This is a genomic window from Bacteroidia bacterium (assembly GCA_037045145.1).
GTDB lineage: Bacteria > Bacteroidota > Bacteroidia > AKYH767-A > OLB10 > OLB10.
On record JBAOIA010000011.1, the window covers coordinates 60,074 to 75,365 of the forward strand.

The 15,292-nt window shown below is 36.3% G+C and carries 14 protein-coding genes; 3 read left to right on the top strand and 11 right to left on the bottom strand.

The genetic code is table 11. The features are described from left to right. Positions 1 to 205: 205 nt before the first annotated feature. From V9G42_01260 to V9G42_01280, 5 genes are all read right to left on the bottom strand, one after another. The gene (locus V9G42_01260) at positions 206 to 1,492 is read right to left on the bottom strand and encodes an AMP-binding protein (GenBank protein ID MEI2758040.1); all 1,287 of its coding nucleotides are present in this window, start codon (positions 1,490 to 1,492) and stop codon (positions 206 to 208) included. Beyond that, on the bottom strand, positions 1,492 to 2,805 hold the full coding sequence (locus V9G42_01265; protein MEI2758041.1) for a C45 family peptidase: 1,314 nt from the start codon (positions 2,803 to 2,805) through the stop codon (positions 1,492 to 1,494). The genes V9G42_01260 and V9G42_01265 overlap by 1 nt, the downstream gene beginning before the upstream one ends. Before the next feature lies 1 nt (position 2,806). Further along, positions 2,807 to 3,172, bottom strand: a complete 366-nt coding sequence (locus V9G42_01270; GenBank protein ID MEI2758042.1) for a hypothetical protein — start codon at positions 3,170 to 3,172, stop codon at positions 2,807 to 2,809. A gap of 89 nt (positions 3,173 to 3,261) precedes the next feature. Continuing rightward, positions 3,262 to 4,149 carry a universal stress protein gene (locus V9G42_01275; protein ID MEI2758043.1) on the bottom strand — a complete coding sequence of 296 codons (888 nt, stop codon included), beginning with the start codon at positions 4,147 to 4,149 and terminating at the stop codon, positions 3,262 to 3,264. Between the two features lie 11 nt (positions 4,150 to 4,160). Continuing rightward, entirely contained in the window at positions 4,161 to 5,048 is an 888-nt protein-coding gene (locus V9G42_01280; protein MEI2758044.1) for a universal stress protein, read from the bottom strand. A gap of 165 nt (positions 5,049 to 5,213) precedes the next feature. On the opposite strand from V9G42_01280, the gene V9G42_01285 reads away from it, so the two are divergent. After that, the gene (locus V9G42_01285) at positions 5,214 to 6,092 is read left to right on the top strand and encodes a nucleoside phosphorylase (protein ID MEI2758045.1); all 879 of its coding nucleotides are present in this window, start codon (positions 5,214 to 5,216) and stop codon (positions 6,090 to 6,092) included. Positions 6,093 to 6,107: 15 nt separating this feature from the next. After that, positions 6,108 to 7,019, top strand: coding sequence for a gliding motility-associated ABC transporter ATP-binding subunit GldA (gene gldA, locus V9G42_01290; GenBank protein MEI2758046.1), 912 nt, complete (start codon positions 6,108 to 6,110; stop codon positions 7,017 to 7,019). A gap of 48 nt (positions 7,020 to 7,067) precedes the next feature. On the opposite strand, the gene tyrS is transcribed toward gldA, so the two are convergent. Beyond that, positions 7,068 to 8,351 (bottom strand): tyrosine--tRNA ligase, encoded by a 1,284-nt coding sequence (tyrS, locus tag V9G42_01295; GenBank protein ID MEI2758047.1) that lies wholly within the window; start codon positions 8,349 to 8,351, stop codon positions 7,068 to 7,070. Positions 8,352 to 8,472: 121 nt separating this feature from the next. Between tyrS and V9G42_01300 the strand changes: the two genes are divergently transcribed. Further along, on the top strand, positions 8,473 to 8,715 hold the full coding sequence (locus V9G42_01300) for a hypothetical protein (GenBank protein MEI2758048.1): 243 nt from the start codon (positions 8,473 to 8,475) through the stop codon (positions 8,713 to 8,715). A gap of 70 nt (positions 8,716 to 8,785) precedes the next feature. On the opposite strand, the gene V9G42_01305 is transcribed toward V9G42_01300, so the two are convergent. From V9G42_01305 to V9G42_01325, 5 genes are all read right to left on the bottom strand, one after another. Next, complete coding sequence (locus tag V9G42_01305) at positions 8,786 to 10,921, bottom strand: ComEC/Rec2 family competence protein (GenBank protein ID MEI2758049.1); 2,136 nt, start codon at positions 10,919 to 10,921, stop codon at positions 8,786 to 8,788. 310 nt (positions 10,922 to 11,231) lie between these two features. Further along, a complete protein-coding gene (locus V9G42_01310) occupies positions 11,232 to 12,611 on the bottom strand; it encodes a di-heme oxidoredictase family protein (protein ID MEI2758050.1) in 1,380 nt (459 codons plus the stop codon). Between the two features lie 2 nt (positions 12,612 to 12,613). Beyond that, the gene (locus V9G42_01315) at positions 12,614 to 13,663 is read right to left on the bottom strand and encodes an imelysin family protein (GenBank protein ID MEI2758051.1); all 1,050 of its coding nucleotides are present in this window, start codon (positions 13,661 to 13,663) and stop codon (positions 12,614 to 12,616) included. Positions 13,664 to 13,670: 7 nt separating this feature from the next. After that, the gene (locus V9G42_01320) at positions 13,671 to 14,093 is read right to left on the bottom strand and encodes a Rieske (2Fe-2S) protein (protein MEI2758052.1); all 423 of its coding nucleotides are present in this window, start codon (positions 14,091 to 14,093) and stop codon (positions 13,671 to 13,673) included. Positions 14,094 to 14,095: 2 nt separating this feature from the next. Beyond that, positions 14,096 to 15,283, bottom strand: coding sequence for a hypothetical protein (locus V9G42_01325; protein MEI2758053.1), 1,188 nt, complete (start codon positions 15,281 to 15,283; stop codon positions 14,096 to 14,098). Positions 15,284 to 15,292 lie beyond the last annotated feature (9 nt).

Consider the following 15,292-nt stretch of genomic DNA (forward strand, 5'->3'; position numbering starts at 1 on the left):
TCAAAGTTATACAATTTTATTCATTTATAACAAACCAAAATGAGCCGCCATGTTTTTCAACATTAGCTAAATTTTGGCGATAAGAATCTGTATATCGCCTTAGCATTTTCTATCATATTAGTTTTTCTTAGATGTAAAGTTCAATTTTATGTTTCAATAATTTAATTTTCATTGCTGTTAAAATTTAATGTAGCAAGCTACAATCCTAAATATATACTATTCGTTCAGATTTACGTTTATCTGCCTTAAAAACTTTTTGTTGTAACTCATCACTATCAATAAACTTAAATGCCGGAGTTACTCTGATTTTGGACTTAAATAATGAAGAAATTTCATGTTCAAATGAATCAGAATATAAATCTTTTGGCAACACAATGGTAATGGCATCAATATTAAATTCATTTCGTCTGACTTCAACTTGAAATAATTCAATTTGCGGCATCATGTTGAGTACATTAAAGATTATTTGTGGAAATAATGTAGTTCCTTTAAACTTGATCATCTGCTGCTTTCTACCCATAACAGGGCCTAAGCGAGTGGTGAATCGGCCACATTTACATAAATCATAATGAACGTGGCATAAATCACCGGTTTTAAAACGAATTAACGGCATACCCTCTACACTAAGTGTGGTTACAACAACTTCACCCAATTCACCATTACGTACCTGCAGTCCGTTATCGTCAACTACTTCAAGAATTAATAACTCTGGATGTGCATGTCCGCCATTGCCATAACCACACTCTGTAAATGCAGAACTCATCTCCGTTGATGCATAGGTTGAATACAATTTTACATCCCACAACGAGGTGATTCTTTTTCCAAGCTCGTTCAATGAAAAATCAGCATTGCGAACAGGTTCTCCAAGACAAACAATTTTTTTTACTGAAGTTGATTGAAAATCAATTTTTCTTTCAGATGCATACTGTAATAATTGTGGTATAAACGATGGAATGGCAATTAATGTAGAAGGTTTAAAACGATGAATATAATCCCACTGCGCCTGAGGTGTTCCCGGCCCAACTCTTATGCTGGCAGCACCTAATTTTCTGATACCTAAAAAGTAGGCTAATCCTGCCATGAATAATTTGTCAATGGTGGTCATCATTTGAAAAATATCTTTCTTACTGCCATCAGCGCATTGCAGTGATAAGGCTTCGTTATATGCCAATCTTTCCAGGTCGGCTGATGTGAGATAAAATGTAACCGGATCACTCAATGTTCCTGATGTAGTCACATAATCGGCAACCAGGCTTTTATCAACACATAAAAAAGAATCATTATGTGTTGCCAGATTATCCTTTGTTGTAAATGGCAATTCATTTAAATTGTCAAGTGTAATGTTTTCAATCTTTATGTTATGTTGCCTGAAGACTTCTTTATAATATGCAGAGTTAGTGCTAACATAGAGCAGCAATTCAGAAAGTTTTTGTTGCTGCATTTTACGTATGGTTTCAACACCTTCAAATTCTATTTCACCGAGATGTTTCATTACTTTAATTTTTCAGTACAGGTTTCAATCATCTTTTGAATTTTTTCCTCTTCTGCCTTTGATGCCACTTCTTGTTTTAGTGCTTCCTTATAATAGGCTGTCGCCCTTTGGTAATTTTTTTCATGATAAAAATAATCGCCTAAACTCATGTAGGTAACATAGCTCATTGGGTTATTATCTATATATTGTTTGATCTCAATCTCACTGAGGTGCAGTTTTACACCAAAAGTATTGTGTTTATAAATGCGTTGTTTAATGACTTTAAATGCTTCAAATTTTTTTAAATCGTTGGAATTTACAAATTCACTGGCTGGAATATTCAGTGAGTCAGCATCAGGCATTTTTCCTTTTAAAACATCAGATAAGTTATAGTGAACATAAACACCTTCCTGATAAGGCATTGTAGAAATCCAAAAATCGCTGCTTTGAGGCTTGAACAAAATGCTGTGATGTGCAATCAACTGATTTATTGCCTTTGGATTTCCATAACCAATATTTTTATTGTGCATCCCAAACTTATTTCGGAGGACAGATACCGCTGATGAAATACTGAGTGGGTAATTTTCTTTTAGCAACTCTGTTATTCTGTCAAAGCGGAACTTACTATCGCTAAGCTCTATATTGGAAATGTTGTGTGGATCGTTTTTTAATTCAGCACCCTGATAGTGATTGGAGCATACCAACAATTCGTGTGGTGAATGATACACATCCATTCTTGTTGGTGTTTTCTCTATTAATGCAGCCGTGCTATCCTGTGCTGAGCCAATAAGCAACGATTCTGAAACAAATGTTTCTCTTTTTTCTGCAATTGCAATTGCCTGCTTAATGTTTGTTGCATGCTGCAAAATTTCGCGTGCTAATAATGAAATAGGATCCTTTGCAGTGGTAGGGATATCAGACTTTGCTGCATTGATAGTAACTGTTAACCCTTTTTCATTCATGCCCGAAACAACTCCGGTAAGTCCGGCCCATGAATAAGAAACAAATGAGTAGCCGCTATCAGGTTTTACAAAAAGTAACAGTTTGTTACGGGCAAAATCATCGCCCATATAAAAATCAAAATTTCTGCCGATTAGTAATTTATGATCGTCCGTAAGGCTGTCGTTAGCAGCAAATGACGTACAACCTACTAATTGAAAATCTGTAAGTGCATGTCCAATATCGTGTGCGGCATGATAGTTTAGAATTCGATAATACTTTGGTCCAATATAATCGTACTTATCGGAAAAAGAAAGTGAGATACCATAAATTTCGCGAAGGTTTTCTGCGGGAATATATTTGTAAATATCGCGATTAAACCATGCTACAAACATTTTAATAAACTGCAGAAAAAAATTTGTTGGGAATTATTTCATTGATCTGATCAACAAAATACTCTTCCTGTTTCTCAATTAATTCTTTTGCCAATACGCCATATACAACACCTCTTTCATAGTCATTTCCTTCAATATACATTTCCCAGACACCTTGTTGATTTTTGCGCAACCAGTTGTTGCCGATACGATAGCTGTCAACACCTGTTTGAATACGTTTAAGGTCACCTGGTTTTAGTTTACTGCTTATAGCAGGATCGGGAATCTGAATCCTCCATAGAAATAAAAGAAATAATATAATAAGTATGCCTGCAGTCCATAGTAAAGTTTTAAATATAAAGCGCAGACTACCTTTAAACGATGGCATTAATAGTATTTAAAATTCTGATTGGCGAAGGTAATAAAAACATGGGGGCGCTCCTTAAGCGCCCCATGTGTAAATCATGAAAATTATTTTTAATATCCAACAGTAATGGTGCTGCCGTCTGATTCTGACGGATGCACTGCCATAACCGGTATTTTACTATGGTTCACAACCTGTGTTGCATAGGTGCCAAGGAAAAATCCGGTAATACTTGGTTCTTGTTCTGTCATTATTACAATTAAATCAGCATCCCATTCTTCTGCTGCTTGCATGGTCATTTTGGCCAGGTTGTCGCCTTCAACAAATTTTTTCTCAACACTTACTCCATGTTGCAGAAGCCATTCCTCTACCTGATCCACTTTTAGTTTAAACATTCTCTTATTGTCTTCATTACCGAAGTTTATAAGACCTGCAATACAAATGTGTGAACCATAAGAACGTGCAACAGCTAATGCATAACTTACTTTCTGACGTGATTGTGGTGTATTATCAATTGGTAAAACAATTTTTTTAAACCCAATTTTCTTGCTGTGTGTCTGTACAGAAATCACCGGACAGCCTGCCTCTTCAACAACCTTGCTGGTGTTGGTTCCGACATTAAACTTTTTGTATCCGGAAACACCATGCGTTCCCATAATTATGATGTCAACTCTCTCGCGTTTGGCAACATCAACAATTTTACGATAAATTCTGCCAACCTCTGTGATAGACTTTACGGTAATACCGTTATTCATATGAATTTGCTTGCCAATTTCTTCGAGTTTGGTATTCGATTCAGACTCTAACTTTTTATCTACGTTTCCAAATGCTGCACCAAATGCCGAAGTAAAAGAAACCGATTCTAGAATATGAAGCAGATAAATATCTGCCTTTAATAATTTGGCCATGAAAACGGCATGTTCCAAGCTTAACGCTGCTGTTTCTGAAAAATCATAAGGAATTAAAATTCTCTTGATTTCAAATAATTGATTGCTGCTCATAGGAAATGGATTTATGATAGTACATATTGTGTTGTGTCTTTTCTAACCATAGGTCGGATGCATAAGACAGGAATTTCTGAGTTATTAATAACTTCTTGTGCTGCTGTGCCGATAAATAAATCTGCAATATTGGTTTCGCCTTGAGTCATGATGATTATTAAATCACACTTTTTCATTCTTGCATATTCGATTATACTTAACGATACATTTGAATCACTTTGCGGAATTAATTCACCTTGACATTCAACGCCCGATTCGGTAATGAACTGTTTTACCTGCTGCAATTGTCGTTCCAATTTATTGACTAAAAACTCATCATTGGTTTCAAGCACTGAAAAAATGTGCACTACAGCATCAAAAAGTTTTGCCATATCAATGGCATAGTTCACCTTTTCGCGTGTTTCTTTGGTAAGATCCAGCGGTAGTGCAATATCCTTACATCCTTTAAGGTGTTCATGACCTTTGATTGTAATGACAGGACATAAAGCTTCTTTAATTACTCGTGAAGTGTTGGAGCCGAGAAATTTCTTTTTCATAGTGCTGGCACCTTGTGTTCCCATCACAATAAATGAAGCATTAACGTCATTGGCTTCAGCTACAATTTCATCATAAATTTTTCCTGTTCTGATATTGGTGGAGGTAGAAACCTTCTCTTCTTTATGCACCTTTGTTGCCAATTCATCCAGTCTGCGCTCAATATCATTTCGAATCTGATCGGCATAGTTTTCTTTTGAAAAAATACTGTTGGTTAAATGAGATATAAAGTCCTGATCAATTACGTGCAAAAGTCTGATATGACTTCCGGTTAACCGTGCAAGATTATAAGTTTGTGAAAGGGCAATGAGTGATTGTTCTGAAAAGTCTATCGGGGTGACTATAACCTTCTTCTCTTGGTTCATAAAAAACAGGTGTATTAACTATGCAAATATAAAAAAAGGAAATATCAAATTTAATAAAAATGCCCTCCAACTGATTATTTAACTGTAAATTACATGAGCAGGTCGGACTTTTAGCCTGATGATTTAATATATCTTACCTTAGCACAGAAATTTTTTACAAATGTTATGAATCAAATATCCGAATCAGAGCTTATTCTAAACCCCGATGGAAGTGTTTATCATCTCAACCTTCTTCCTGATGATATTTCTGATGTAATTATAAATGTTGGCGACCCTGATCGTGTATCAAAAGTCAGTGCTTTTTTTGACAACATTGAAGTAAAAAAGCAGAAACGTGAGTTTGTTACCCATACCGGTCATTATAAAGGGCGTAGAATTTCTGTTATATCAACCGGAATTGGAACTGACAACATTGATATTGTATATAATGAGCTTGATGCATTAGTGAATATTGATCTTAAAACAAGAACTGTAAAACCTAATTTAACAGCACTTAATCTTATTCGTATTGGCACTTCCGGAGCGCTTCAACCCGAAATTCCTGTTGACTCATTTGTGTTTTCGACATTCGGTTTAGGATTAGACGGTTTATTAAACTTTTATCAATATACAAATACTCCCGAAGAACAAGCTATTATTGAAGGTTTCAGAAAGCACTATCCCAATAATTGCAAGCTGCCTGAATCCTATCTGACACGCAGCTCTTTAAAATTAGAAAAAGCACTTTCAGAAGGTATGTTTAAAGGTATTACTGCATCTTGCTCAGGTTTTTATGCACCGCAAGGAAGGGTGTTGCGCTATCAACTGGCCAGGACAGATATGATTGAAAAATTAAATTCATTCCGTCATGGTGAGCACAAAGTCACTAATTTTGAAATGGAAACCGGTGCTATGTATGGTTTGGCTAAACTTTTAGGACATCATTGTTGTGCTGTAAATCTTATTGTTGCCAACAGAATTGCACAAGAATTTTCAAAAAAATATGAAGAGCGCATGCATCAATTAATTCAAACTGTATTAGATAGAATCAGTGCTCAACTATAAATTTTTCAGAGGTATATGTCTGTTTCAGTAAAAAATGTAACTAAACTTTTTGGGAAGCAACGTGCTTTGGATAATGTAAGTTTTGAAATCAACACCGGACAGGTTGTTGGTTTACTTGGACCCAATGGTGCGGGTAAATCAACGCTTATGAAAATAATTTCATGCTTTATTCCTCAGCATGAAGGGAAAGTTTCTGTTTGTGGCTTTGATACACTCTCACAATCCTTAGACGTAAGGCGCAATGTTGGATATCTTTCCGAGCATAACCCGCTTTATCCTGACATGTTTGTTAAAGAGTATCTTCAGTTTGTTGGTGGAATTTTTTTACCTCAAAAAGCAGCTGCAAAATGTGCCGACAACATGATTGCCCTCACAGGATTAACACCTGAATATAAAAAGAAAATTGGTGCACTCTCAAAAGGTTATAGACAAAGAGTAGGAATTGCACAAGCACTTATTCATGATCCTGCTGTTCTCATTCTTGATGAACCAACTTCCGGATTAGACCCCAATCAGTTGGTTGAAATTCGTGCTTTAATACAATCCATAGGAAAACAAAAAACCGTTATTCTTTCTACACACATAATGCAGGAGGTTGAGGCTATTTGCAATCGTGTTATTATAATCAACAAAGGAAAAATTGTGGCTGATGATGATACCGGCATGCTTCGTCAAAAAGCTAATACTGTGCATGAAATCACTGTTGAGTTTGATGGAAAAATTGATGCTAAGTGGCTGCAATCTATTCCTACGGTGAGTAAGGTTATTCAACATTCCGGAAATACGTGGAAGGTAAATTACAGCGGTGACGATGATGTGCGTAAAGCTGTTTTCACTATGGCAGTAAGTCATAATGTAGCTGTACTGTCAATGCAAAAAGAAGAAAGCCGCCTTGAAGATGTGTTTCAACAGCTTACACAAGGTTGATTCTAACAAATACCGTCTCTTTTATTTATAAATATTTTAGGGTATTATTCAAACAGCCTTTATCAGGAAAAAATTCTTCTTACCTTTTTGAATCAGTAAAAATTTATTAGCAATCAACTGTTCTTTATTGACAATTTGCGAAGGGTCAGAAAATTTCAGCTTATTCATTGAAACACCGTTTGCAGTAATCATTTTTCGTGCTTCTCCTTTGCTTCCAAAAATTGATGTCTCTACTGCAAATAAATCAAGTACCTGTGTGCCTGCCTGAATTTTTTGAAAATCAACTTCAAATGCATTTTTACCTAATCCGTTAAAAACATCTTGTAAATCAGTCTCCGTTAATTGGGCAAGTTCTTTATCAGTGCCATTAAAAAACACTTCTGAAATTTCTAAAGCCCTATCGCAATCCTGTTGCGAATGTACACGGGTTGTTATTTCACCAGCTAATGCTTTTTGAAGTAATCTTAAGTGGGGCGCATTTAAATGTTCCGACTCTATTGTTTCTATCTCCTGTTGATTCTTCAGAGAAAATATGCGTATATAATTTTTTGCATCTTCATCACTTGCATTTAGCCAGAACTGATAAAAAGCATAAGGTGATGTTTTATTTCTGTCGAGCCATAAATTTCCGCTTTCTGTCTTACCGAACTTAGTACCGTCAGATTTTTTTATCAATGGTGTTGTTAAAGCAAATGCATCTTCAACACGACCTTTTCTTCGAAGTAATTCAGTTCCTGTAACAATATTTCCCCACTGATCGCTGCCTCCCATTTGCAGTTTACAGTTTTTTGCATAATATAAATGATAGAAGTCGTATCCCTGCACTAACTGATATGCCATTTCCATAAATGTCATTCCATTTTCTAATCTGTTTTTTACAGAATCTTTTGCCAGCATATAATTAACAGTAATGTGCTTACCCACATCACGAATAAAATCAAGAAACTTCACATCCCTGAACCAGTCATAATTATTGACAATTTCTGCTGAATTTTTTCCACAGTCAAAATCCAGAAATTTCTCTAATTGTTTTTTCTGACAATTTAAGTTGTGTTGCAGAATTTCTTCACTTAACATATTTCTTTCTGCGCTTTTTCCACTTGGATCACCAACCATGCCTGTTGCACCACCAACCAATGCAATTGGTTTGTGTCCTGCTCTTTGAAAATGCATTAATGTAGTAACCTGTACTAAATTTCCAACGCCCAATGAATCACTGGTAGGGTCAAATCCTATATAGCCGGTAACTGTTTCTTTATTCAATAATTCTTCTGTCCCGGGCATTATATCCTGCAGCATGCCGCGCCATCTGAGTTCGTCAATAAATCCCATATCTGATTTTTAGTGCCGGCAAAGATAATCATACAGCACTTTACTATTATCAGCTACAAAGGGTAAAATTCATGCAACCTTTTATTTGTTGTTCCGTACAACTTGCTTTAACATTAGCAATATGGCATACAAACAAATCATTATCCCTGAAAGATTTCTCAACTATTTATATCATGCTTTTAAAAACATAAGTAATCCTGAGAGTCACAGAGTAAAACTAATTACACGCGATGGACAGAAGTACCGCAATCTGCAGGTGATAAATGGTTGTGTGCTGCTAATAGAACGTTCAGCACCCGTTACTTCAAACGATATTGAAATTCTTCAACTTGATATGGATTTTATTCCGGTAAAAGTTAAATAATATTTGATGTTGGCACAGCCGGTAGTTCCGTTTACGGAATTGCCGGTTTTTTATTTGCTGATATTCTATCTCAAATTTTCACTTGTGCTGCACCTTGCTTCCTGCAATCCCAGATTTGCAAATCTTTAGGCAATTTACTGACATCAACTTTTGTGCGACTGCTCAAATCAACAATCAACAAATCAGAATCAAAATATTTAAAAAGTGTTGGTAGTTTATTTCTGAAACGCGAGGTAACAATTAGCCCATCAACTTTAATTTTGTTTAATGGTGTTTTTTGGGGTAGCCAGCTACCGGGAATAAAAAATAATTTACTGTCTATTTGAATAAATCCATCTTGAATAGCAGCAATATTTCCAACTATTTTACTGTTAAAAATCTCTTTTACTTTACTTTCTGAAGGCTGCTGAAAAAATGGAATGTGAAGCATTTCTCTTTTACCGGTTTCATACCAATAACGGTTAATATTAAAACGCAACAGGCTTTTATCTTCTATTACTTGTTGCGGTGTTATGACTAACCTCTTTCTTGCCTGTGACAAATCAATTGCTGTACTGTTTTTTAAGGCATATATTGTTAAGGTTTTTTGTTGCAGAATATTCCACTCATGCCACAGTTGGGCAAATAGAAAAACGATTGTCAATGCTAATGCTCCATAAAGCGCATTCCTATAGTTATAAAGCAGAAACCATACTATAAAAGCTATGATGCCATAGATAATCCATGTTTCTGCAATGTTAATATACAATCCACTAATCAAAGCAAACGGAAGGTTTTCTAAAAACAATAATAATTTATTCATAAGAAAGGTGAGTACAAAAGTTATTTTCCAAGAATAAAATACAAGAGATGACATGAAGGGTAATGCAGATAAAATAGTAGCGCCAACTGAAACCCAAATAATTCCCGTTGAGATAGGAATGACTAAAAGGTTAGATATTAAAAACAGATTCGGGAACTGATTAAAATAAAGTATTCCTAATGGAAATGTTACCAACTGCGCACATAATGACACTGAGGTCAACTGCCATGCCTGATTCATGAGTATTGAACTTGGATAAAGGACAGTAACCAATCGCTGATTCAGATAAACAATTCCTATAACAGCAAGATAAGAAAGCTGAAAACCAACTTCCGTAATTGAAAACGGATTAATCAACAACAGTAATAATGCAGAAGCCAGTGTAGTGTTCAGCATATAATTATCACGACCCAATTGTTTTGCAATGATGATGATTGAAATCATTGTTGCTGACCTTAATACTGAAGGTGAAAGTCCTGTAAGCATGGCATAAAACCAAATCAATAACAGAATTAGCAGTTGTTTAAACAGATTCAGATTCTTCTTATTGTCAGGAATAAAAATCAGTCTTTGCAATATCACAAAAATCAACCCTACATGCAATCCTGAAACACTTAAAACATGTAATGCACCCGAACTTGCATAAGCCGACAATAAATCATCATCAAGTAAATCATTAAAGCCTATTAACAGTGCTGAGCAGACCGCCACTTCCTGCGGAACTAAAATTTGTCCATGTATTTCATTCAAAAACTTTTTCCGTAATTCAAAAGCCGTACTCAAAAGAATATTAGAGAATCCTTTTCCTGCAGAAGCCCATCGCCCTGACTTTAAATAAAACTGATGGTATATCTGATGAAAACCAAGAAACCTTTTGTAGTTAAATGACCCCGGATTTTGCGGTGGTGCAATCGGTTGTGGTTTTGCATTGGTAACAATCATATCAGCATACTGCAATGCCTTTGCCGCAGCATCAGTGGCAAAATACAACAGTGTCTTACCTCTGCATGTCTGCCATTTATTGTTTTCAAAAACTGCTTCTATTTCAGCTTCTGCTTTTAAGGATTTTTGTTTGATGTGGTATGGCTCGGTTATACGGAGTAAAAAGTATTCAGCACTTTCAAATTGTGAATAGTGATATGGGTCATATTGTTTCGTCTTTAGTTGTGTGAGTAAAACACCCGAAGAAAATAAAAACAAATGCAATACTATTCCAAAAAGGTATCGAAGTTTATATCGCTGACTGAAATAATTTGAGAAATGAAAAACTAAAATTCCACTAAACCCTGAAAACAATATAGCAATTGCCAGCCATGAAGGCACATACATAAATATGCCTACTATTATACCGGTAACAAAGGGTATTAAAATTCTTAAAACAGGAATATGCGATAGGTGACGCATAACTGTGCGGTTTGCTGTAAAAGTATAAAATAAAACACAATATTGTAGATATTAATCGAAAAAAAAGATTGTGCTACTTTTCTCAATCTGACGAACAAAATATACCAATACCTCTGAAGAATAATTTTCTATATATTATCGGAAGAACTTTCTAAATGAAACTGATAAAAGAAAAAGATAATATCTATTAAAGTAATTCAACAATACGATAATTCACTTAAGAATATTTTGTGGAATCTTAAAACACATTGAATAAAAACATTTAGGTGTTTACAATCGGTAAATTCATTAAAGAACTTCCATTCGCAAATTACAACGACTGCAAAAATTTTATCAAAGCTAGTCGGTCGTTTTTGCTCATGTTCTTAAAAGCATTCTTTGCCGTCTCTGCTTCACCGCCATGCCATAAAATTGCTTCCTGCAATGAGCGTGCCCTGCCATCATGTAAATAAAAGTTATGGCCGTTTACTTTTTGTGTCAATCCTATACCCCATAATGGTGCAGTACGCCATTCACTTCCATTGGCATCAAAATCAGGTCTGTGGTCTGCAAGACCTTCGCCCATATCATGAAGCAACAAATCTGTGTAAGGAAAAATTCTTTGATTACTTACTTCTGGGAAATCAACACGAACACCGGTTTGCATAGCAGGTCTATGACAAGAACCGCACTTTGCATCATTAAAAAGCTTCTTACCTTGCAACACTGTGGCATCATCAGCACTCCGTCTAACAGGCACAGCTAATGTCTGTACGTAAAAAGAAACAGCACGTAATATACTATCAGGGATTTCAGGGTCATCGTTTCTGTTATCGTACTGTGCTTGCCCTTTGCTTGATTCTTCCGGAAAAACATAACTTGTAATACCCATGTCTTCATTATAAGCCCCTGCCGTTTGTTGCAACACTGTTGGATTATTTGCCTTCCAACCGAAACGACCTAAAGTGTGTGTTCCCTTTATTACATTCCAAACATAATTCGGCTTGCCGGAAATACCATCACCGTTGGCATCGTTCTCATCTGCATACTTAATAATTTCAGATTCGTCAACAGCTTCGAGCAAACCCAGGCCAAATACAGGTGGTGCCATACGAGGTGACAGCATTACTCCTGCCGGTAAAGGTATATAACTGTTGGCTAGCTGATAGGTTGGTGTGCGTAATGAATATGTTTCTCCGTCAGGAAATGTAAATGTTTGTTCAGAATAATTAATAATAACATCTGCTTCTTTGACAACACCATTTATAGATCGTTGTTGTAACTGCACGCCAAAACCCGGCACAGCCAATGGTCCTCCGTTTGATGCTACACCCGGTATGCTCACCCTGATTAACATAGCCGACAGTGGCTCACTACTATTTCCGGGTGGCTTACCCCTGCCATCAGCAATATGACATGATGCACAGGAAACATTGTTGAAGATAGGCCCAAGTCCTGAATTCAATGGTGCAGGTGCACTGACAAATGTTGCTTCAAATGCCTTATCACCTATTTCATGAATCATGGCATTATGTGCTGAAATTTCAGGAAAAATACTGGAGAATGCACCTGCAGACTCATCAAACAATGTCTGTTTGCCTCCTGAAAGCCACTCATTCCATTCTGATTCTGAAAGCACTTCGGCCTTTCTGCATGACTGTGCTCCGAATAAAAACAGAAAAATAATTACAACAACAATGCTTCTTTTCAAGACTAATTTATTTTTTGACTAACTAAATTTGCCAAATCGTTTTCGATAATATTTTTCAAATCACGAATTGCGTTCTGTGCATTGATTACCTGTGTTTGCTGTGTAAATATGGCCTCACCAAACGGAACTGTTATATTTCCCAATGCTGTTATAGCTGTACTGATTTTTGTTTTAATAGCGCCATCTAAAGAAAGATTGTTTGCTCTGACAAAACGCTCTAATGATTGACCTTGTGTAATATATTTTCCCAGATATACATTCTCAACACTTTTAATGTTGTTTGTAAAATCTATAATTGAATTTTTCGCAAATGGTGATTCTTCGAGCATGGCATTTTGAGAAACTAATGGATCTTCCATCTTTCCATCTGCTACTTCTTCACAAATACCTGCCATAGCACTTACCATTTCCATAAATGCAGCATGCTGTGTAGTGAAAACCTGACTACCATTACCTGCATTAGCAAACTCATTATGATAATTTCCGGTGTTCCAACTTGAAGCTACTTGCTGTGTTAGTGATTTCAGATTTGCTGCCAATGCCTCTAAATAATCTAACTGGCGTGAAGTAAATTGTACAATAGTTTTATTTCCATCAACTCCCCAAAGCAAATACTCAACAGGATGAAATCCTTTTAATGCATCTTCTAGCGAATTGACATAAGTTTCGTCATAAACAGATTGGTTGTTTAATACCGAATCGAGAGAATTAAAATCAACAGGCCAGGTGTCAATACGCGGATCAATATCATCTGTTGCAACAGGGCCAAACAAAAATCCTTCGGACTGCTCCCATGCCTGGCGACATTGTCTCCATAACGACTTACAGTTATCAAGGTTAGCCTGTGTCTGATTCTGAGTAAAGGCTGTAATTGCCTGGTGCAATTGTTCTGTTTTAGAAGCTAAATCATTGTAAGTAGCTTGTGCAACATTAACAGAAAAGTCATTCAGAATTTGTGTTGATGAATAATCATCACTGCTGCTTTTATCTTTTTTACAAGAACTTAAAACCAACACTGATGCTAATGAAAGTAAAATAAAACGAATTTGCATGATTAAATTATATTGATATTTGAATTAGTGAATTATCTATTACTACGGGGTATTTTTTCAGCGGTTGTGTTGCGGGTTCAGCAACAACGTTTCCATTAAGGTCAAAACGGCTGCCATGAAGTGTACAGTAAAGTCCTCCATCACTTACATTGAGTGGGTTGGCGCGGTGTGTGCATTTCATCTCTAAGGCAGTAAAATGATTGTCGGGGTTTTTAACCAGTAAGATATCATACTCTGCTGAAGCATTGCGCACAATTAAAATTTTCTTATCGTTCATGGCTGAAAGTGGAACTGTAAGAAGATGATTCACGGCTTCTGTTTTGAATATTGTAGTGCTTTTACACGAAGAAAGCAGCGACAGTAAACTTCCTCCTGCTACCACCATACCACAACTCATACATGAGTTTTTAATAAAATTTCTACGTTTCATTTTTAAAAACTATAGCCCACACCAAGATTTATAAAACTGTTTGTTGTATAATAGGCCGGTGCATTAGGAAATGGATTCAGATTAAGTGCAGGGTTGAGATCGCCTGTTTGCTTATAAACGTAATCTAACTTTACCACCACTCCGGCTGTAGGAAAGCAAGAAAATCCTGCAATGACATATTGCTGTTTCAAAATATCGTTTTCAATGCCATTCTCTGGAATACTGCTGTTAAGATTAAAATTTTCATATCGGACAAATGCATCTGTTCTTAGTCTTTTTAAGATGCGATAAGCAACTTCTGCATAACCACCAATGGATAATTCAGCAGTGTTGTTGGCATAGGCACGATTAATTTTATCGGCTTCGGGGATTGAAATTGCAGCAAAAAGTACTTTAGCTGTAAGTCCGTTTTTACGATATTGTACATTTACTTCGCCAAGCCCGACTGGGGTGCCGAACATACCTGAATTTAGTTGCAGGCTATCCGCTTCTCTTTTTGTCAGCCCGGCACTTCCACCATAGTAAGCTGAAAGCTGAAAAGTAAAATTTTGCTTTACATATTGCACTGACCCTGTTAAAGCTATATTAGAAGCTGTTGCATTGCTGCCTTCAAATCTGCCTCCACGAATACCGGTACCATTACTGAATCCTGATGCATCAAGCCCATTAACAACAGCAATGGAATAATTTAATCCTGTCATCACATCTGAACTGCCATATAGAGCAACACCCAACTCGCGCCATGTTGATGGAATAAGAAAAGTTTCTGTAAAGGGTCGTTGATTTCCATGAAAAGTTGTTGGTAAGTGGTTCTCATTAATAATTCCAATACGTGGAATAAATAGTCCAGCCTGTAAGTAAATTTTTCTATTTAGCTGAAAACGCAGATAAGCTTGCTCCAATGCAATCTCCCCACCTGCCTTGCCGCCTTCAACGCGTGCATCTGCCAATTCGGTTTCTGAAAGAAAGGATATATTCTTGCTGAATTTATGACCTACAAAAACTACGGCTCTGGTTAAGTTTGCATTAGCAGTCCTGTAGCGTGAATCATAACTTACCATCGCTTCTCCATAGCCTGAGATATAGGTCTGCTTTTCATTAGCTACATTGGTATGTAATGAATCCTCACCCGTTTGTGCCTGAGTAAGGAATGGAAAAAATATAAATATGGCTGCAATGTAGTTTTTCATTGAATAAAA